A 19159-nucleotide genomic window follows, 5' to 3' on the forward strand; every position below is an offset into this window, starting at 1 on the left:
GAGAAGTTGCAACCATGGTAATAATCTACTTAAGATAAAATTTAAGCCTTGCAGCTTCACGTTAAGTAATGTTTTCTCTATAGTCCATAAGTTAGAAAAAAGGAAGTCCTAAAGGAGAATTAAATGACAGAGACCACTTTTGATGTCGTTATTATTGGTGCAGGCCCAGGGGGTTATGTGACAGCTATTCGAGCTGCCCAGCTCGGATTCAAGACGGCGATTATTGAAGCAAATCATCTTGGAGGGATTTGTCTTAACTGGGGATGTATTCCAACAAAAGCATTGCTGAGATCCGCAGAAATACTTGATTATATGCATCATGCCGATAAATTCGGTTTAAAAGCCGAAAAGGTAGGATTTGAGCTGACAAAGATCGTTGAACGTTCACGACAAGTCGCAAATCAGCTTTCAAAAGGAGTTGAGCATCTTTTGAAAAAAAATAAGATTTCAGTTTATAATGGCTATGGAAAATTTAATGGCAAACAAGGCGGTCTTCATAAAATTGAGATAACGCAAGAGGCAAAAGTCGTAGAAATTTTGCTTGCAAAAAATGTTATTATTGCCACAGGTGCTCGGGCACGGACCCTTCCCAATCTTCAACCTGATAAAGAAAACATATGGACCTACCGAGAGGCGATGGTCCCAGAAAAAATGCCAAAATCTTTATTAGTGGTAGGATCTGGAGCGATTGGGATTGAATTTGCAAGTTTCTATCGTTCTTTGGGAGCCGAGGTAACTGTGGTCGAAGTTGTTGATCGAATCCTTCCGGCTGAGGATGAAGAAATCTCGCTAATGGCGAAAAAAATGTTTGAAAAACGAGGGATTAAATTCCATTTAGCCACAACCGTGACGTCTGTCACTAAAACTTCTCAAGGTCTTAATGCACTCTTGGAAAGTGGTGGAAAACAAATTGAACTTGTTGTTGAAAAAGCAATTTCATCGGTAGGCATTGTTGGGAATGTTGAAAATCTTGGACTTGAAAGTACAAAAGTGAAGGTTGAGCATTCGCATATTGTTGTTAATCAATGGGCAGAAACTTCAGAGCCGGGTGTTTATGCGATTGGTGACGTCGCAGGGGCTCCTTGGCTCGCACATAAGGCGAGTCATGAAGGAATTTTGGCAATTGAGAAAATTGCTGGTCATAAAGATATACACCCCTTAAAGCGTGAGAATATTCCTGGATGTACTTATAGTACGCCCCAGGTTGCAAGTATTGGATTGACTGAAAAGAAAGCCAAGGAACAAGGGTATGAGCTTAAAGTTGGTCGTTTTCCATTTATGGGAAATGGCAAAGCTATAGCTCTTGGAGAGCCTGAAGGACTGATTAAAACAATTTTTGATGCTAAAACAGGTGAATTGTTAGGTGCTCATATGATTGGAGCAGAAGTAACAGAATTAATTCAAGGGTATGCTATTGCTAAGACATGTGAAGCAACAGAAGCGGAATTAATGGCAACTATTTTCCCTCATCCAACTCTTTCAGAAATGATGCATGAATCTCCTTTAGCTGCTTTTGGGCGTGGACTTCATTATTAATAAAGGTAATAAAAAGTGACAGAACGTGCTTCTTTAAAGAAACCTGATTGGATCCGTGTAAAGGCGCCTGTTTCTCAAGAATATCAGGCCACACGTGATCTTATGAAGGTTCATAAACTTAATACGGTTTGTGAAGAAGCGGCTTGTCCTAACATTGGCGAATGTTGGGCCAAAAAACATGCAACAATCATGATTTTAGGAAGTGTGTGCACGCGTTCATGTCGTTTCTGTAATGTTGCAACAGGAAGGCCCGATCAGCTTGATCCTCATGAACCGGAAAGAGTTGCTGAGGCACTTGCAAAGCTAGGGCTTTCTCATGTTGTGATAACTTCAGTAGATCGAGACGATTTACCTGATGGAGGTGCTCAACATTTTTCCCAAGTTATTAAGGAAATCCGTAAAACTTCTCCCCATACAACAATTGAGATTTTAACCCCTGATTTTTTAAGGAAAGAAGGCGCTTTAGAAATCGTTGTTGAAGCTCAGCCGGATGTTTATAATCATAATGTTGAGACAGTCCCACGTCTCTATTCCAATGTGCGTCCAGGGGCTCGTTATTATCACTCTGTTAATCTTTTGGACCGCGTAAAGCAGTTAAACCCCAATCTTTTTACAAAATCTGGGCTTATGGTGGGGTTAGGAGAAACAAAACAGGAAGTTTATCAAGTCATGGATGATCTGCGATCAGCAGATGTCGATTTTTTAACAATTGGCCAGTATCTACAACCTACGCCTCAACATCATGAAGTGATGCGGTTTGTTGAGCCTGATGAATTTAAAGATTATGAGCGTATGGCGCGTGGAAAAGGATTTTTAATGGTTTCGGCCTCTCCTTTAACGCGTTCTTCTTATCATGCTGGAGAAGATTTTATAAAGCTTAAGCAGGCTCGTAATGCGGCTCTAAGATCATATGAAGACGGAAAATGATCAGGCATACTGAGCAGAAAATTTTTCCTTATTCTCAGGATCAGCTCTTTAAATTAGTTGCTGATATCGAGCGTTACCCTGAATTTTTACCGTGGTGTCGAGGCGCCATAATTCATCAACGTGATGGGAATAAGCTTATTGCAGAACTTAAAATTGGATATAAGTTTTTCCAAGAATCTTATATGTCAGAAGTCATGTTAATGCCTTTAGCAGCCATTAATGTGCAGTATGCAAAAGGGGCCTTAAAATATCTCAAGAATCAGTGGCATTTCCAGTCGATAACGCCCAAGAGTTGTCAGGTCAATTTTGACCTAGAATTTGAATTAAAATCATCTTTTTTACAAAAAGCGACAGAGTCTGTTTTTACAACGATTGTTTCTCAAATGCTTGGGGCCTTTGAGGAAAGAGCTAGGTTTCTTTATTCTTAACTTTAATCAAAAATTGCTTTTTAAATGAAGTTAATTTTCATAAAACCAGCTTCTAATAGTTTGGATTATCTTAGAGTTGTAAAACCATTCGTTAATCTTAAATATACGAAAAATATAAGGAAGCGTTGATATATATTGACGATTAGGGTGGCGATGGACATTCTGAATACCAAGTTCTCTCAGCATATCAGAGTGAATATAATAAACTTTTTCTTTCATTTGTTCAGCAACGAGACCCGCAATACTTTGATCAGCACCATGACAGATAAGTTCTGGATGTTGAATCTTAAAATCAATCATAGCAGGACTAAGTATCTTTAAATTCTGGCTTAATTCAAGCCAACGATCCGCAAATTTACGTGCATTGGGCGTATTTTTAAATATGAAAAGACAAGCCCAATTCCCTGGTCTTTGCCTAATGTCAGGAGTATCCATTTCCAAGAATTGTAATAGTTCTCGCTTGGTCTTTTGTCCAATAGTGCCGTATCCTTTTCGAGGGCACCCATCTTGAAGAAGTATAATATCATGCTCTTTTAAAAGATCTAAAATTTTTGTAATGGGCTTATAAAAAATTACTGCAGAATCAGCATAAATTAGAATTGAATTTTCAGGGATCTCATTAAGCATCTTGGCGATGAAATATGGTTTCCATAGCCAATATCCTCCCCCAGATTTAATTTCTAAGGTTGCTTTGTTTTTTTCATAAAAAACAGGATCTATATGATTTCTTCTGAATTGAAAAATATGATCAATGCCTTTATTGAGGGCAGAATAAGAAAGGGTAGCTTGATTCTTAAAAAAAACATCATGTCCACTTGCATAAGAAATTAAATAAACAGGAGGACTGGGATTATAAGTTGCAAGCTCATGATCACGGGATATCGTTACAGGCTGCAGAGAAATATCGCTTTTAATAAGCATAAACCCAATATCAATTATAAAAATAAATAGATATATGAATAGGAGACATTGAACGATTTTATAAATTTTTTTCTTATAATGTGGCCACATAAAATCTATTTTTCTTTCGAATGCAGTTTGTGAATTATTTTTCCTTTATTCTAAAATAATGTAATCAAATAAACTACAAGATTTTTATATTAAAAATTGATAGTGTATTTAGCTCATTTTAAAATAAAAAATTTTTTCTATATTAACAATTTTTCAATAAATAGAAATTATATTTTATATTCTGTATTTGTTTTATTGGGAGTTATTTTTATGGACGGACATTTTTTAAAAGGAAAAAAATATATAATATTAATAATGTTTATTTCATTATTTAAAGTGAATAAAGGTTTTTCTTCTGGAGAGATTAAAGACGATTTGAAGGAAGTTAAAAATTCATTTTCTCCAGAGACACAACAGAAAATGGAAGAACTTGGATATCTTTCTTCTTGGTGTCCTTTATCTTATCAAATTGAAAAACAGCGAGAAGCACATCTCAGTGAAGAATTTGTCACTATGTATGATCATATTAGGACAATCACGAGTGGGATTGTTCAATATTATTCAAAATTCTTTTTATCAGGAGAACTCCCTGATAACCTTCAACTGAATTCTTCAAAAGAAGTCTTTATTAAAAATATTGAAGAAGGGCCAAGTTCTGGAACAATTTCTTTTCTTGATTCCGTGAAGATACTTATGAATTCTACAAAGACATTTATTCATTTTAAACATGCAAGCTTATTGAGCGAAGAAAAGAAAAGTAAAATGCCGGATCTTGCTAGAGAAAAGCTCGAAAAAGCAGAGTCTCTAGGAAAAGAAGAAATTCGTCATCGCGCTCACAGTATTTGGTATATATTAATGTTTTTATATTCTTTTGAAAGGCGTGTGAGGGAAAGTATTGAAAATTTCCCTCAAAAAACATGGAAAAAGGATAAAGAAAATTTAGACTCTTCCGTAAAAGAGGTACAAGAAAAACTGTTTCAAGGTTCTCAAGAAACTAAACCACAAAATATAAGTGCTGAAAAAGAAAATTATGAAGATGTTATTGAGATTTTGAATAAAGATATTAATAAAATTAATGATTTAATTGAAAAGGCAAAAAAAGAAATTAAAGTATTTCACATGAAATATTCTAATATATTGCGTGCCCCTGGAACGGGTTATCTTTCTATGGAAGGTTTATTATATAAATTATGCATCTATTCAGAACATCCTCGTATTCGACAAGACCGAGAACTGATTCATCCGTTAATTACGGTTCAAGATGTAAAAAATGCTTATTTATTGCTACTGCCTGGCCTAGAATTAAAGGGCCAAAAATGGACCGCAGGGGAAGAGGATGAAATAGAGGGAAGGCACATGCAAGAACTTGGTGATAGTGGAGAGATACAAGAAATTATGGCAGGAAAAGAGGAAGATATGGAGAGCGTACCACTACAATTCTCTATTGATACGTTGGAGACAATAATTTTTGGTAAGGTAAGCGCTTAATTTATGAGAGATCAGACCGCTGTATGGTGAAAAATCAAGCGGTCTGATCTCTTAAGATTTTACGTGGCTAAATTTCTGAAAAGTAAATTGTAAAGAGTGAGAAAATTAAAGCTAAAAAGGAAATTTTTTGAAAAAAAATAAGCCCGCAAGGTTTCCCTTACAGGCTTTTATTTTATAAACTGAAAACGATTACTTATTAACAGCTTCTTTGAGTTCTTTTCCTGCTTTGAATGTAGGAGTCTTTGTTGCAGGAATTTTAATTTCTTCACCTGTGCGAGGATTACGGCCTGTGCGAGCAGCTCTTTGGCTTACACTGAAAGTGCCAAATCCAACGATACGAACATCTTCACCTTTTTTTAAGCTAACTTGAATAGATTCAAGAACTGCTTCAAGGGCGCGCTCTGCTTCTGCTTTTGTTTTAAAGTGTTGAGAAATTGTAGCAACTAATTCAGACTTTGTCATGTTTACTTCCTTCTTTGTTAAAACCTAAAAACTCTAACATTAAACAATTAGCTTGATAAGAGCTAATTAGCAAACATAAAATATAAGCATTTTAAAGGATTCTTTTATTGATTGAGGGAGAGATGTTTATAGAAGTAATAATAAAAAAGAAAAAACATACTATTTGAAAAAAGATATTTATCTAGTTTTAGAACTTAAAAAACTAACATTCTAAGTATATTTGCATTTACTTCCGTAATAAATTATCCAACTCACCGCTCTGATCAGCGGAAGTAAGGTCATCATATCCACCAATGTGGTGATCATTAATAAAAATTTGCGGGACTGTTTTGCGGCCGCCTGCTTTTTCCATAAGAGCAAGACGCTCTTGAGGATCTGAAACGTCGACTTCTGTGAACATCAACCCTTTTCTTGTTAAAAGATTTTTTGCCAGCGTACAATAAGGGCAGATAGGTGTAGAATAGATAATAATGGTGTTCTGGAGGATAGACATGGGAGTCTCAAATCTTTGGTTTAATAACTTTTGCTAATGTTAATATATCTATTTGCTTTGCACCAGATTTTTTTAAAATCTTAGTACAAGCTTGTACGGTTGCACCTGACGTAAAAACGTCATCAATAAGCAAAATGTGTTTATCGCGAATAAGTTGTTTATATTTTTTGTTTAATTTAAAGGCATTAGAAACGTTTTTTTCCCGTTCTTTAGAGGTTAATTCGCCTTGAGGTGGCGTTCTACGAGTACGCTCAAGAAGATCGGGTAGGTGAGGGATTTTTGTTTTTTTGCTAAGTTTTTGGCTTAAAAGTGCTGCTTGATTATAGCCTCTATAAACGAGTCGACTCCAATGTAAAGGGGTGGGAACAAGATATTCAGCTTGTGGAAATAAATCATGCCCCGCTTGATAGAGCCATTCCGCAAAAAGAGGCGTTATATGAAGGGCGTCAGCATGCTTAAAGCGAAGGATCATCGGTTTGCTTGCATCATTATAATAAATAGCAGCACGTGCTCTTGCGAAAAGGGGGGATTTTCGAGCGCACGGGGCGCAAATATTTTCATTTTCAATAGAAATATTAAAGGGAAATCCACAGAGAGAGCAGAAAGGTTTACTGATGAAGTTAATTTTTTCCCAACAATCTGCGCAAAGGCCACCTTGTTGCAAGACAGAAGTGGTGCAATTAATGCATTGAGGCGGTAAAATAAAATCAAGTAACTTGCTGCTTATGTCCTTAATGAGGGGCCGCATCATAATAAACTTGCTTGTTTGAGGGGAAGGGTCTCTGACGCAAAAAGAGCATCTTCGATTGAGAGTTGAACACGATCTTTGCCCGACCAGGAATCAAGTTTTAAGGCTCCTAAGATATGAAAGAGGCGACCAGAATGATTTAAAAGCGCTGGTCCTAAAGGAGTTTCATAACTTTTAAAAGCAATTGCTTGAAGTCGATTTCCTTCCAAGGTCCCTATCTGACATTTGATGTGATTCTTGCCAACAATCTCTGCATGAAGGATGCGAATATTTGAAAAGACAAATCGTGGCGTAGGATTGCCTTGTCCATAAGGTGCTAAGCGTTCTAATTTTTGTAAGAATTCAGGCGTTGCAGAACTTAAGGAAAGGTAGCCATCAATTGTTAGGCGAGGAACTAAATCAAGATTGAGAGCTTGGATGCGTTCATTTAAAAAAGTTTTGAAGAGATCAAGTTTTGATTTTTCTATGGTAAAACCTGCAGCCATGGCATGTCCTCCGCCTGCTATGATAAGATTGCTTTGGCGTGCTGCTTGGATAAGAGAGCCTAGGTCAATGCCCGTAATAGAACGACCAGAGCCTTTTCCAATCCCGTTTTCATCAAAGCTTATCACTAGCGTTGGGCGGTGGTAAGAATCTTTGAGTCGACCTGCAACAATTCCTATGACGCCAGGGTGCCAATGTGTGTTTTCAACAATTAAAATAGAGCTTTGATTAATTTCAATGGCAGCTTGAGATTGGGCTTCTTGAAGGACTTCGGCCTCAATAGCTTGGCGTTCTCGGTTAAAAATTTCAAGTTCGTGAGAGATTTGCTGGGCAAGTGCGGGATCTTCTGTTGTTAAAAGGGTAACACCATGGGTCGATTTTCCGACCCGTCCACCTGCATTAATGCGCGGCCCTAGCATAAATCCTAAATGATAAGCTGAAGGCGCTTCTTGCAAGCCTGCTGTATCCATCAGCGTTTTAAGGCCCAAATTTTGTCGTTGTGCCATCACTTTCAATCCTTGAGTTACAAAGGCCCGATTAAGCTTCTGTAAAGGCATAACATCGCAGACTGTTCCTAAAGCCACTAAATCAAGAAATTGTAGGAGGTTAGGTTCAGGAAAGGAAGTGAAATAACCTTGCTGACGGAGTGTTCGATTGAGTGCAACAAGTAACAAAAAGCTTACCCCTACGGCGGCCAATGTTTGGCAGGGACTTTCTTGATCTAAACGGTTAGGGTTCACAATGGCAATTGCGGAGGGTAATTTGGGTTCGCCGATATGATGATCAATGACGATAACGTCAAGGCCTATGTTTTTAGCCATTTGGAGAGGTTCGTGAGAAGTCGTTCCGCAATCGACAGTGATAATAAGGTGAACGCCTGATTGATGAAGCTTTTCTAAGGCTGGAATATTGGGACCATAGCCTTCCTGAAGACGATCGGGGATATAGAAATCTACTTGGATGCCAATTTGTTTAAAATAGCGATACAGAAGGGCTGTTGACGTTGCGCCATCGACATCATAATCTCCAAAGATGCATATTTTTTCTTTTTCTTTTATAGCTTGAACAATTCTTTGGAGAGCATTGGTTAAATCATGCAGGTGAGAGGGATCAACCAAAAGATTTTTTAAAGAAGGATTCAAAAAATGAGGAGCGTCTTCAAGGGTAATATTTCGGCTTGCGAGGAGGCGTCCTACAATTTCAGGTTCATCTAAACGTTGAGACAGAGCAAATGCAAGGCGAGTATCGCAAGCTTTTTCTTGCCAGCGTTTTCCTGTAAGGGAGAGAGAATGCGAGAAATCAATCATTTTAGAACTCTAAAGTAGGTTTTATCTTTGAGCAAGGCCTTATAAAATAGCCTGATAAACAACACAATAAAAAAATATACATAAAAATAAGGATATTCGGGTTGACATCTTCGTAGAAATCCTTATAGATCGGCAGATAAGTTATAGTGCTTTCATCTTCGTCTGGAGGGATGGCCGAGCGGTCAAAGGCAGCAGACTGTAAATCTGCCGACGTATGTCTACGTAGGTTCAAATCCTACTCCCTCCACCATTCCTAAGATTGCTTAGGAATAAGTAAGGTGGGTCATAGGTAGTTCGCGGGTGTAGCTTAGTGGTAAAGCTCCAGCCTTCCAAGCTGGTGAGGAGGGTTCGATTCCCTTCACCCGCTCCACTAACCACAGATATAAATATAGATCTTGAGGAGTGATAAAACATGAGTAAGGCGAAGTTTGAGCGAAATAAGCCGCATTGCAACGTAGGAACGATTGGGCACGTTGACCATGGTAAGACGACGTTGACGGCAGCGATAACGAAGGTATTGGCGGAGAGCGGCGGAGCGACATTTACGGCGTATGATGACGGCACACGTTGAGTATGAGACAGAGAATCGTCACTATGCGCACGTTGACTGTCCTGGACACGCGGACTATGTGAAGAACATGATTACGGGTGCGGCGCAGATGGACGGAGGGATTTTGGTTGTGTCAGCAGCGGATGGTCCGATGCCACAGACACGTGAGCACATTTTGTTGGCTCGCCAGGTTAACGTTCCAGCGTTGGTCGTGTTTATGAACAAGGTTGATATGGTTGACGATCCAGAATTATTGGATTTGGTTGAATTAGAGATTAGAGATTTATTGTCTTCTTATGGATTTCCTGGGGATCAGATTCCGATTGTTAAGGGATCAGCGTTGTGTGCGCTTGAGGGTCGTGAAGACAAGATTGGTAAAGAAGCAATTATGCAATTAATGGCAGCGGTAGATTCCTATATCCCGCAACCGGCTCGCGAAGTTGAGAAGCCATTTTTGATGCCGATTGAAGATGTGTTTTCCATTTCTGGACGTGGAACAGTTGTGACAGGACGTATTGAGCGCGGTGTTATTAAGGTTGGAGAAGAGATTGAGATTGTTGGTATTAAAGATACGGCAAAATCAATTGTTACGGGCGTTGAGATGTTCCGTAAGCTTCTTGATCGTGGAGAAGCTGGAGATAACATTGGAGCGCTATTGCGTGGAGTGAGTCGTGAAGATGTAGAGCGTGGTCAGGTATTGGCAGCTCCTGGAACGATTACACCGCATACAAAGTTTGAAGCTGAAGTTGTTATTTTGACGAAAGAAGAAGGTGGTCGTCATACGCCATTTTTTGATAACTATCGCCCACAATTTTACTTCCGTACGACGGATGTTACAGGGACAGTAAAGCTACCTGATGGTGTTGAGATGGTTATGCCAGGGGATAACATTAAGCTTACAGCAGAGCTTATAGCGCCTGTTGCGATGGATGAAGGATTACGCTTTGCGGTTCGCGAAGGTGGTCGTACTGTTGGAGCGGGTGTCGTTACTAAAATACTCGCTTAATTTAGGGTATAATGGAAAACCAAAATATACGGATTCGGTTAAAAGCGTTTGATCATCGTGTCCTTGATCAATCAACGCGAGAGATTGTAAATACTGCGAAGCGAACTGGCGCGCGTGTGTGTGGACCTATTCCTTTGCCAACAAAGAAAGAAGTGTTTACAGTTAACCGCTCTCCGCATATTGACAAAAAATCCAGAGAGCAGTTCGAAATTCGGACTCATAAAAGATTATTAGATATTACTGAGTGGTCTCCGCAAACTGTTGATGCCTTGATGAAGTTAGACTTGGCAGCAGGCGTTGACGTCGAGATTAAGCTCTAGGAGAGAATGATGCGCACAGGATTAATTGCTGAAAAATTAGGAATGACACGCATTCTCAGCCCACAAGGCGAGCATGTGCCCGTGACACTTTTAAAAGTGGATGCATGTCAGGTCACAGATGTAAAAACAACAGAAAAGCACGGTTATAACGCTGTTCAACTAGGTGTAGGCCTTGTTAAGGCTAAGAAGGTTTCAAAGCCCGTGCGAGACAGTTTTGCAAAGAAAAAAATTGAGCTCAAAAGAGTTCTAAAAGAGTTTCGAGTTGCAGAAGATGCATTACTTGAGCTTGGTGCGCAGATTTCTGTTGATCATTTCGTGCCTGGCCAGTATGTTGACGTCACTGCAACATCAGTAGGTAAAGGTTTCGCTGGTGTTATGAAGCGCCACAATTTCGGCGGACTCAGAGCTTCTCACGGTGTTTCGATTACCCATAGAAGCCATGGTTCCACAGGACAACGCCAAGATCCAGGCCGTGTTTTTAAAGGCAAAAAGATGGCAGGACATCTTGGATGTGAGCAGGTTACAACTCAAAATTTGCAAATTTTTTCAACGGATGTTGAAAAAGGGCTTATTTTGGTTCGCGGGAATATTCCTGGGGGCGAAGGTTCTTATGTTGTTATTAATGATGCAATTAAGAAATCCCGTCCTGAAAATGCGCCTTATCCTGCGTCTCTCATGGCAAAGAGTGAAGCTAGCATAAAAGCAGCAAGTGTTTCAGCTCCGCAAGAGACTGAGGAAGTAAAATCTGTTGAGGCTGAAACGCCCACAGAAACAACTGAATAAGTTAGAGTGTTTCGATGATAAAGTGCGATATTATTAATTTAGAAAATGAAAAGATTGGCCAAATAGAGCTTGCCTCTGAAATCTTTGGTCTTCCTTTGCGCCGTGATATCATAACACGTGTTGTGAATTGGCAATTGGCAAAACGTCGTGCTGGTACACATAAGACTCGTGGAATCAGTGATATTAGTGGAACGACCCGCAAGCCATGGAAGCAAAAAGGAACAGGACGTGCCCGTCAAGGAAGTCTTCGTTCTCCTCAATTCCGCGGTGGTGCTGTAATATTTGGTCCCGTTGTTCGTGATCACGGTTATAGCTTGCAGAAAAAAGTTCGTCGTCTTGGATTGATGACAGCGCTTTCTTCAAAATTAGCTGAAGGTAAGCTTTTTGTTGTCGATTCTCTTGAGCAAAAGACGCCAAAGACACAAGATGCTGTTAAAAACCTTGAAAAATTAGGTTTAAAAAATGCTCTCTTTGTCGATGGTGTTGAAGTAAGTAAGAATTTTTCTTTAGCTGTTCGGAATATTCCGTATATCGATGTTCTGCCACAACAAGGATTGAATGTTTATGACATCATTCGTCGTGACACATTGGTTTTGACGAAGGCAGCGGTAGAAAGCATAGAGCAGAGGCTAAGATGAAAAATAAAGATATTAATCGCCAATTAATTGGAATGGAGCGTGCGCTCACAGTTATTCAAGCGCCTCTCATGACTGAAAAGTCAACAATAGCGTCTCAATTCCGTCAATACGGATTTAAGACATTATTAGAAGCGACTAAGCCTGAAATAAAGAGTGCTATTGAGCAAATCTTTAAAGTTAAGGTTGTAGCTGTTAATACGCTCCTTCAAAAAGGAAAGACTAAGAGATTCAAAGGGCGTGAAGGCCGTCGCAGCGATTATAAAAAAGCGATTGTTACTTTGGCTGAAGGTCATACCATTGATGTAGGTGCAGGATTATAAAATGACATTAAAAACATTTAGACCCACAACCCCTGGACAGCGCCAACTTGTTTTAGTTGATCGTTCAGAGTTATGGAGTGGTAAGCCTATAAAGACCCTTACAGAAGGAAAGAAAAATACAGGTGGTCGTAATAACCATGGTCGTATTACTTCTTTCCAAAAGGGTGGTGGGCACAAAAGACGTTACCGTATTGTTGACTTTAAGCGTCGCAAAGATGGCATGATTGCTAAGGTTGAGCGTCTTGAGTATGATCCAAATCGAACAGCTTTTATTGCTTTGATTCGGTATGCAGATGATACTCTTTCTTATATCTTGGCGCCTCAACGTTTGGCTCTTGGAGATCAAGTTGAGTCTGGAGAGAAGGCTGATATCAAGACAGGTAACTGCCTTGCGCTTAAAGGGATTCCAGTTGGAACGATTATTCATAATATTGAAATGAGACCTGGAAAAGGTGGGCAGCTTGCACGTTCTGCAGGAACTTATGCTCAGATCATTGGACGTGATGCTGGAAATATCCAGCTTCGCTTAACCTCTGGTGAGTTGAGAGTTGTTTCTGGTGAATGTCGTGCAACAATTGGAGCTGTTTCCAATCCAGACCAAAAGAACATTAGCCTAGGTAAGGCTGGACGTTCACGTTGGCTTGGTCGTCGTCCTGTTGTTCGTGGTGTGGCTATGAACCCAATCGATCACCCTCATGGTGGTGGTGAAGGTAAAACATCCGGTGGACGTCATCCTGTTACCCCTTGGGGCAAGCCAACAAAGGGTAAAAAAACAAGAGGTAAGAAACCTTCTGATAAAATGATTATTAGAAGACGCAATAAGAAGTAGTTAATTTAAGGAGTTGAAGTAGTGGCACGCTCGGTTTGGAAAGGTCCTTTTGTAGATGGCTTTCTTCTGAAAAAAGCAGAAGCAGCTCAAGAAAGTGCACGTAAAGAAGTTGTTAAAACCTGGTCGCGGCGTTCAACGATTATGCCGCAATTTGTGGGCTTGACTTTTGCCGTACATAATGGTCATAAGTTCATACCTGTACTCGTAACGGAAGAAATGATTGGGCATCGATTTGGAGAGTTCGCATTAACGCGGACATTCCATGGCCATGCTGGTGATAAGAAGGCTAAAAGAGGATAACAATGTCAAAGAAAGCGACACCACGTAAGCTCGACGCGACTGAAGCTGGTGCGACACTTCGCACTTTAAGAATTAGTCCACGTAAGCTGAATTTAATTGCAGGAATGATTCGTGGCAAGCATGTTAGTGATGCTTTAGATCATTTATTGTTTTCAAGAAAACGTTCTGCCAAGGCTGTTTATGACTTAGTTGTTTCTGCGATTTCTAACGCAGAAAATAATCATGGTCTTGATATGGATCGCCTTTATGTTGCAGAGGCGCATGTTGGAAAAGGTTTAGTAATGAAACGTTTTATGGCGCGAGCACGTGGGCGGGGTTCTAAAATTTTAAAACCTTTCAGCCGTATTAGTGTTATTTTGCGTGAACAAAGGGATCAAGCGTAATGGGACAAAAAGTAAAACCAATTGGCTTACGCCTTGGAATTAATAGAACTTGGGATTCTAGATGGTTTGCGAGTAAAAATTATGGTGATTTATTGATCGAAGATATTAAGATCCGTGAATACCTTTATAAAAAATTACCCCAAGCTGGTATCTCTAAAATTATTATTGAGCGTCCAACAAAAAGGGCTGTTGTTACAATTCATGCTTCAAGGCCTGGTGTTGTAATTGGTAAAAAAGGAACGGATATTGAGAAGCTTCGTAGCGATCTTGCAAAGATGGTTGAGGGCGAAGTAAGTCTTAATATCGTCGAAGTTCGTAAGCCTGAGCTTGATGCTAAATTAGTTGCAGAAAGTATTGCGCAACAAATTGAACGTCGTGTAAGTTATCGCCGCGCTATGAAGCGTGCAATGCAAACAACGATGCGTCTGGGTGCAAAAGGAATGCGTGTTTTGGTATCTGGCCGTTTAGGTGGAGCTGAAATCGCACGTGATGAACAATATCGTGAAGGACGTGTCCCACTTCATACTTTACGTGCTGACGTAGATTATGGTCAGGGTGAGGCAAAAACGACTTACGGCATTTGCGGTGTTAAAGTATGGATTTTCAAGGGTGAAATTTTAGAACGCGATCCTTTAGCTATCGAAAATCGTAGTCCAGCTCAAGCGAACGTTTAAAATAAAGGTGAGAGATGTTAGCTCCTAAAAGAACAAAATTTCGTAAAGCACATAAAGGTCGTATCCACGGTGTTTCAAAAGGTGGAACTTCTCTTAACTTTGGTGCTTTTGGATTAAAGGCACTTGAGCCTGCTCGTGTTACAGCACGTCAGATCGAAGCGGCTCGTCGTGCTATTACACGTCATATTCGCCGTTCAGGTCGTGTATGGATTCGAATTTTTCCAGATGTGCCTGTTTCAACGAAACCAGCTGAAGTTCGTATGGGAAGTGGTAAAGGAAATCCTGAATACTGGGCTTGCCGTGTTGCGCCAGGAAGAATTATGTTTGAGCTTGACGGCATCCCCGCTGATCTGGCAAAAAGAGCATTTGAATTAGCGGCGGCAAAGCTTCCTATAAAAACTCGTTTTGTGGCTCGTATTGGTGCTGAAGGATAGAAAATGTTAAAGGTAGAAGATTTAAAAAGAAAAACCAATTCTGAATTACAGGATATGGCAATTCAGTTAAGAAGAGAATTGATGAATTTGCGCTTTCAGCGAGTTGCTGGTCAAATCACGTCAACAGCACGATTTCGTGAGGCGAGAAGAGAAATAGCTCAAATTAAAACCCTTCAGCGTCAAAGTGCGCTGAGCCAAGCATAGCATAAGGAGTTTTAGATGCCTCGTAGAGTTTTACAAGGAGTTGTTGTTAGCACAGCATGTGAAAAGACAGCAATTATTCGTGTTGAGCGTCGTGTTCAGCACCCAATGTATAAAAAGTTTATTACGCGCTCAAAAAAATATGCGGCGCATGATGAAGGAAATCAATGTCAAGTTGGTGAGCAAGTGACGATTCGTGAATGTCGTCCACTTTCGAGGCGGAAGTCTTGGGAAGTTATTAGAGAACAACAGGCCTAAAAAGTTAAGGCAGAACGATGATTAGAGAACAAACAAATTTAGAAGTTGCCGACAATTCTGGAGCGCGTCGAGTTGAATGTATCCGTGTATTAGGCGGAACGGGCCGACGTTATGCTTCTGTTGGTGATGTTATTATTGTGGCTGTAAAGGATGCTATTCCGGATCGCCGCGTAAAAAAAGGTGAAGTGCATAAGGCCGTTATTGTGAGAACGTCGAAAGAAGTTCGTCGTCAAGATGGAACAGCAATTCGATTTGATCGAAATGCTGCTGTTCTTATTAACAATAACATGGAGCCTCTTGGAACACGTATTTTCGGGCCAGTAACCCGTGAGCTTCGTTCTAAAAACTTTATGAAAATTATCTCTCTTGCTCCTGAGGTGCTATAATGTTGCAAAGTTGGAAAGTAAAAAAAGGCGATCGCGTTGTTGTGATTGCTGGTAAAGATAAGGGCAAAATGGGGGAAATCACTCAAGTTTTGCGTACAGATGGTCGTGTTGTGGTAAGTGGTATTAATGTACAAGCGAAACACCAGAAGCCTTCAATGGGCAATGCAGGTGGGATTGTACGTAAAGAAGCTCCTATTCATGTCTCGAATGTGATGCATGCTGACCCTCAGGATGATAAACCAACACGTGTTGGAATGAAAAACCTTGAGAATGGACGTAAAGTGCGCTATGCAAAACGTTCAGGCGAAATTATTGATAAGTAAAGGCAGTACCAATGGTCCGGTTACGCGAACATTATGAAAAAGTTGTAAAAGCTGAACTCGTAAAGCAGTTCAATTATGCCAATCCTATGGAAGTTCCTAAGATTGAAAAAATTGTCCTCAATATGGGAGTGGGTGAAGCCGCTCAGGATAAAAAGAAAATTGAAATTGCTGTGAGTGAACTTACGGCGATTTCAGGTCAAAAACCAGTGATAACAAAAGCAAAGAAGTCTATTGCTGGATTTAAGGTGCGTGAAGGCGTACCATTAGGGACTAAGGTTACGCTTCGACAAGCGCGCATGTATGAATTTTTAGATCGTCTCGTCAATATTGCGATGCCTCGTATTCGCGATTTTAGAGGGGTTTCTAAAAAATGCTTTGATGGGCGTGGAAATTTTGCTATGGGCATAAAAGAGCATATCGTTTTCCCTGAAATAGACTATGACAAGGTTGAGAAGGTTCGTGGTCTTGATATTATTATTGTGACGACTGCTCGAACAGATTCAGAAGCATTGGCTTTGTTGAGTGGGTTTAATTTCCCCTTTATGAATTAAGGTAAAAAGAATGGCAAAACTGAGTTCAGTTGAAAAAAATAATCGTCGACGGAAAATGTCAGAGCAATTTTCTGGGCGTCGTGCGAAGCTAAAAGAAATTATTTATAATCGTGAATTGGCTCCTGAAGATCGTTTTGATGCGACTTTAAAGCTAGCAGCTCTTCCCAGAAATGGTGCAAGAATTCGTGTTCGCAATCGTTGTGAAGTTTCAGGGCGGTCACGTGGTGTTTATCGCAAATTTAAAATGTCACGTATTGCATTAAGAGAATTAGGGTCACTAGGGCTTATTCCTGGTTTGACTAAAGCAAGTTGGTAGGAGTTTGAAATGAGTTTTACAGATCCGATTGGTGATCTTATTACCCGTCTTAGAAATGCTCAAATGATAGGGCGTCAAGAAGTTCGTTCACCCGCATCTAAAGAGCGTGCAAGCGTACTTGATGTCTTAAAGCGTGAAGGGTATATCAAAGATTATGGAATTCACGAGGTACGTCCAGGTATCAAGGAGATGGTTGTAACATTGAAGTATGTCGATGGTGCTCCGGTCATTGATGAAATCTCAAGAGTTTCAAAGCCAGGGCGTCGCGTTTATTCAGCAATTTCTGAATTGCAGAAGATTAAAGGTGGTCTTGGAATTTCTGTCCTCTCAACTTCTCAAGGCGTTATGTCCGATCATGAGGCACGCGAAAAGAATGTGGGTGGAGAAGTTTTGTTTAAAGTATTCTAATTGAGGGCAGAATTAAGATGTCGCGTGTAGGAAAAAATCCAGTAGTAATTCCGCAAGGCGTTGAGTGCCAGATTTCTGGTGCAACACTTACGGCTAAGGGGAAAATAGGGCAATTAACAATGCCTATCTCTTCTGATGTTATTGCAAAAATTGAAGATGGTAAAATTGTTGTTAAACCAGCTTCACAAAGTAAACAATCCCGTATGATGTGGGGAACAACAAAGAAACTTGTTGATAACCTTATTAAAGGTGTTTCTCAAGGATTTACGCGCAATCTTGAAATTAACGGTGTTGGTTACCGTGCTGCCGTTCAAGGTCAAAACCTTGTTTTGCAATTAGGTTTCAGCCATGATATTGAATATCCAGTTCCTAGTGATGTTCAGGTTAAGTGTGAAAAACCAACGTCAATTTCTATTTTTGGAGCGAGCCGTCAACGCGTGGGGCAAGTTGCTGCAGAAATTCGTAACTATCGTGGTCCTGAGCCTTATAAGGGTAAGGGAATTAAATATGAGAATGAATTCATTCTCCGCAAAGAAGGTAAGAAGAAGTAAAAGCTATGTTAACTGTGCAAGATAAATTCAATCGTCGTAAGCAAAGAGTTAGAGCACATATTGCGCGTGTTGCTGTTGGACGCCCAAGGCTCACAGTATATCGTTCCAATAAGCATATCTATGCTCAGGTTATTGATGATCAAAATCGTCGAACTTTAACGTCTGCTTCAACTCTTGATAAAGGAGTTGAAAGTAGTGGTGGTAATAAGGCTGCAGCTGAATTAGTTGGTAAGCTTGTTGCTGAAAAAGCGAAAAAATTAGGCGTTACAAATGTTGTTTTTGATCGAGGAGCATACCTTTATCACGGCCGTGTGAAGGCATTGGCTGAAGCTGCTCGCGCTCATGGCTTATCATTCTAAGGAAAGTAAGATGGCTCGTAATCCCACTACAGAAAAAGATGTTGAACTTATTGAAAAGCTCGTCAACATCAATCGTGTTGCCAAAGTTGTAAAGGGAGGTCGTCGTTTCGGCTTTTCTGCTCTTGTGATTGTTGGTGATGGAAAAGGTCGTGTTGGTTTTGGTAGCGGAAAGGCGCGTGAAGTTCCTGATGCTGTTCGTAAAGCAACTGAAAGAGCAAAGAGAAGTTTAGTTCGGATTCCTCTTCGTGAGGGACGTACTCTACATCACGATGTGACAGCTCGTTATGGTGCAGGTAAAGTTCACTTACGCTCAGCTGCTGCAGGTACTGGAATTATTGCCGGTGGTCCTATGCGTGCTGTTTTTGAAGCTCTTGGGATTCATGATGTTGTAAGTAAGTCGATTGGGACAAGCAATCCACAAAATCTTGTGAGAGCAACTTTTGAAGCGTTAACAAGCGTTTCAAGCCCAAGACAAATTGCCCATAAGCGCGGTAAAAAAGTTGGTGATATCGTTGGTCGCCGTGATAATGAAGCAACAAATGAGAAAGCTCATGACTAAGATACAGAAAAAAGTTCGCATTACACAAATTTCAAGTGCTAATCGCCGTCCTGCTAGCCAAACAGCTACTTTGATAGGATTAGGATTAAATAAGTTACATCGGACACGCGAATTAGAGGACACTCCTTCTGTTCGTGGAATGATTAATAAAGTAAAGCACCTCTTGCGTGTTGAAGAGAATTTTTAG

General features: G+C 40.1%; 29 protein-coding genes, 2 tRNA genes and 1 pseudogene. 27 read left to right on the top strand and 5 right to left on the bottom strand.

All coding sequences use genetic code 11. From position 1 onward, the window contains the following. The first annotated feature begins 123 nt into the window (after positions 1-123). From lpdA to J0H12_06955, 3 genes are read left to right on the top strand one after another with little or no spacing between them, the layout of a single operon-like run. On the top strand, positions 124-1536 hold the full coding sequence (gene lpdA, locus J0H12_06945) for a dihydrolipoyl dehydrogenase (protein MBN9413639.1): 1413 nt from the start codon (positions 124-126) through the stop codon (positions 1534-1536). A gap of 15 nt (positions 1537-1551) precedes the next feature. Next, entirely contained in the window at positions 1552-2463 is a 912-nt protein-coding gene (lipA, locus tag J0H12_06950; GenBank protein MBN9413640.1) for a lipoyl synthase, read from the top strand. After that, a complete protein-coding gene (locus J0H12_06955) occupies positions 2460-2891 on the top strand; it encodes a type II toxin-antitoxin system RatA family toxin (GenBank protein MBN9413641.1) in 432 nt (143 codons plus the stop codon). Before lipA ends, J0H12_06955 begins: the two co-directional genes overlap by 4 nt. A gap of 30 nt (positions 2892-2921) precedes the next feature. Here the strand turns inward: J0H12_06955 and J0H12_06960 are convergent, their stop codons facing one another. After that, on the bottom strand, positions 2922-3812 hold the full coding sequence (locus J0H12_06960; GenBank protein ID MBN9413642.1) for a hypothetical protein: 891 nt from the start codon (positions 3810-3812) through the stop codon (positions 2922-2924). Between the two features lie 300 nt (positions 3813-4112). On the opposite strand from J0H12_06960, the gene J0H12_06965 reads away from it, so the two are divergent. Further along, a complete protein-coding gene (locus tag J0H12_06965) occupies positions 4113-5330 on the top strand; it encodes a hypothetical protein (protein ID MBN9413643.1) in 1218 nt (405 codons plus the stop codon). Between the two features lie 189 nt (positions 5331-5519). Here J0H12_06965 and J0H12_06970 read toward each other — a convergent pair whose 3' ends face one another. The 4 genes from J0H12_06970 to recJ form a co-directional block, all read right to left on the bottom strand. Then, positions 5520-5792, bottom strand: coding sequence for an HU family DNA-binding protein (locus J0H12_06970; GenBank protein MBN9413644.1), 273 nt, complete (start codon positions 5790-5792; stop codon positions 5520-5522). Positions 5793-6018: 226 nt separating this feature from the next. Beyond that, positions 6019-6285, bottom strand: a complete 267-nt coding sequence (grxC, locus tag J0H12_06975; GenBank protein ID MBN9413645.1) for a glutaredoxin 3 — start codon at positions 6283-6285, stop codon at positions 6019-6021. Positions 6286-6292: 7 nt separating this feature from the next. Then, complete coding sequence (locus J0H12_06980) at positions 6293-7036, bottom strand: ComF family protein (protein MBN9413646.1); 744 nt, start codon at positions 7034-7036, stop codon at positions 6293-6295. After that, positions 7033-8823, bottom strand: coding sequence for a single-stranded-DNA-specific exonuclease RecJ (gene recJ / locus J0H12_06985; protein ID MBN9413647.1), 1791 nt, complete (start codon positions 8821-8823; stop codon positions 7033-7035). Before recJ ends, J0H12_06980 begins: the two co-directional genes overlap by 4 nt. Before the next feature lie 164 nt (positions 8824-8987). On the opposite strand from recJ, the gene J0H12_06990 reads away from it, so the two are divergent. The 23 genes and pseudogenes from J0H12_06990 (at position 8988) to rpmD (ending at position 19159) form a co-directional block, all read left to right on the top strand. After that, positions 8988-9073 (top strand) — tRNA-Tyr (locus tag J0H12_06990). Positions 9074-9119: 46 nt separating this feature from the next. Next, a tRNA-Gly gene (locus J0H12_06995) sits at positions 9120-9193 on the top strand. Positions 9194-9235: 42 nt separating this feature from the next. Beyond that, positions 9236-10379: pseudogene (gene tuf, locus J0H12_07000) on the top strand (elongation factor Tu). Positions 10380-10390: 11 nt separating this feature from the next. Continuing rightward, positions 10391-10699 carry a 30S ribosomal protein S10 gene (gene rpsJ, locus J0H12_07005; protein MBN9413648.1) on the top strand — a complete coding sequence of 103 codons (309 nt, stop codon included), beginning with the start codon at positions 10391-10393 and terminating at the stop codon, positions 10697-10699. A gap of 9 nt (positions 10700-10708) precedes the next feature. Further along, entirely contained in the window at positions 10709-11482 is a 774-nt protein-coding gene (rplC, locus tag J0H12_07010) for a 50S ribosomal protein L3 (protein ID MBN9413649.1), read from the top strand. A gap of 14 nt (positions 11483-11496) precedes the next feature. After that, entirely contained in the window at positions 11497-12120 is a 624-nt protein-coding gene (gene rplD, locus J0H12_07015) for a 50S ribosomal protein L4 (protein ID MBN9413650.1), read from the top strand. A 32-nt stretch (positions 12121-12152) separates the two neighbouring features. Further along, positions 12153-12440 carry a 50S ribosomal protein L23 gene (locus J0H12_07020; protein MBN9413651.1) on the top strand — a complete coding sequence of 96 codons (288 nt, stop codon included), beginning with the start codon at positions 12153-12155 and terminating at the stop codon, positions 12438-12440. 1 nt (position 12441) lies between these two features. Then, positions 12442-13269: a 50S ribosomal protein L2 gene (rplB, locus tag J0H12_07025; GenBank protein MBN9413652.1), complete on the top strand. Its 828-nt coding sequence runs from the start codon at positions 12442-12444 to the stop codon at positions 13267-13269. A gap of 21 nt (positions 13270-13290) precedes the next feature. Then, a complete protein-coding gene (gene rpsS / locus J0H12_07030; protein ID MBN9413653.1) occupies positions 13291-13569 on the top strand; it encodes a 30S ribosomal protein S19 in 279 nt (92 codons plus the stop codon). A 2-nt stretch (positions 13570-13571) separates the two neighbouring features. Further along, a complete protein-coding gene (rplV, locus tag J0H12_07035) occupies positions 13572-13952 on the top strand; it encodes a 50S ribosomal protein L22 (protein ID MBN9413654.1) in 381 nt (126 codons plus the stop codon). Continuing rightward, entirely contained in the window at positions 13952-14626 is a 675-nt protein-coding gene (gene rpsC, locus J0H12_07040) for a 30S ribosomal protein S3 (GenBank protein ID MBN9413655.1), read from the top strand. Before rplV ends, rpsC begins: the two co-directional genes overlap by 1 nt. A gap of 14 nt (positions 14627-14640) precedes the next feature. Beyond that, entirely contained in the window at positions 14641-15060 is a 420-nt protein-coding gene (gene rplP / locus J0H12_07045; GenBank protein MBN9413656.1) for a 50S ribosomal protein L16, read from the top strand. A 3-nt stretch (positions 15061-15063) separates the two neighbouring features. Beyond that, positions 15064-15264 (top strand): 50S ribosomal protein L29, encoded by a 201-nt coding sequence (gene rpmC / locus J0H12_07050; protein ID MBN9413657.1) that lies wholly within the window; start codon positions 15064-15066, stop codon positions 15262-15264. A gap of 15 nt (positions 15265-15279) precedes the next feature. Continuing rightward, the gene (gene rpsQ / locus J0H12_07055; GenBank protein MBN9413658.1) at positions 15280-15519 is read left to right on the top strand and encodes a 30S ribosomal protein S17; all 240 of its coding nucleotides are present in this window, start codon (positions 15280-15282) and stop codon (positions 15517-15519) included. A gap of 17 nt (positions 15520-15536) precedes the next feature. Next, positions 15537-15905, top strand: coding sequence for a 50S ribosomal protein L14 (gene rplN / locus J0H12_07060; GenBank protein MBN9413659.1), 369 nt, complete (start codon positions 15537-15539; stop codon positions 15903-15905). Then, positions 15905-16228, top strand: coding sequence for a 50S ribosomal protein L24 (rplX, locus tag J0H12_07065; GenBank protein MBN9413660.1), 324 nt, complete (start codon positions 15905-15907; stop codon positions 16226-16228). Before rplN ends, rplX begins: the two co-directional genes overlap by 1 nt. An 11-nt stretch (positions 16229-16239) precedes the next feature. Continuing rightward, positions 16240-16779 (top strand): 50S ribosomal protein L5, encoded by a 540-nt coding sequence (gene rplE, locus J0H12_07070; GenBank protein MBN9413661.1) that lies wholly within the window; start codon positions 16240-16242, stop codon positions 16777-16779. 10 nt (positions 16780-16789) lie between these two features. Further along, complete coding sequence (gene rpsN / locus J0H12_07075; GenBank protein ID MBN9413662.1) at positions 16790-17095, top strand: 30S ribosomal protein S14; 306 nt, start codon at positions 16790-16792, stop codon at positions 17093-17095. 9 nt (positions 17096-17104) lie between these two features. Then, positions 17105-17503 (top strand): 30S ribosomal protein S8, encoded by a 399-nt coding sequence (gene rpsH / locus J0H12_07080; protein MBN9413663.1) that lies wholly within the window; start codon positions 17105-17107, stop codon positions 17501-17503. A 17-nt stretch (positions 17504-17520) separates the two neighbouring features. After that, on the top strand, positions 17521-18054 hold the full coding sequence (gene rplF / locus J0H12_07085) for a 50S ribosomal protein L6 (GenBank protein MBN9413664.1): 534 nt from the start codon (positions 17521-17523) through the stop codon (positions 18052-18054). 5 nt (positions 18055-18059) lie between these two features. Continuing rightward, positions 18060-18413 carry a 50S ribosomal protein L18 gene (gene rplR / locus J0H12_07090; protein ID MBN9413665.1) on the top strand — a complete coding sequence of 118 codons (354 nt, stop codon included), beginning with the start codon at positions 18060-18062 and terminating at the stop codon, positions 18411-18413. Between the two features lie 10 nt (positions 18414-18423). Then, positions 18424-18972, top strand: a complete 549-nt coding sequence (gene rpsE, locus J0H12_07095) for a 30S ribosomal protein S5 (GenBank protein MBN9413666.1) — start codon at positions 18424-18426, stop codon at positions 18970-18972. Then, the gene (gene rpmD / locus J0H12_07100; GenBank protein MBN9413667.1) at positions 18965-19159 is read left to right on the top strand and encodes a 50S ribosomal protein L30; all 195 of its coding nucleotides are present in this window, start codon (positions 18965-18967) and stop codon (positions 19157-19159) included. The genes rpsE and rpmD overlap by 8 nt, the downstream gene beginning before the upstream one ends.

The organism is Candidatus Paracaedimonas acanthamoebae (assembly GCA_017307065.1).
Lineage (GTDB): Bacteria > Pseudomonadota > Alphaproteobacteria > Caedimonadales > Caedimonadaceae > Paracaedimonas > Paracaedimonas acanthamoebae_A.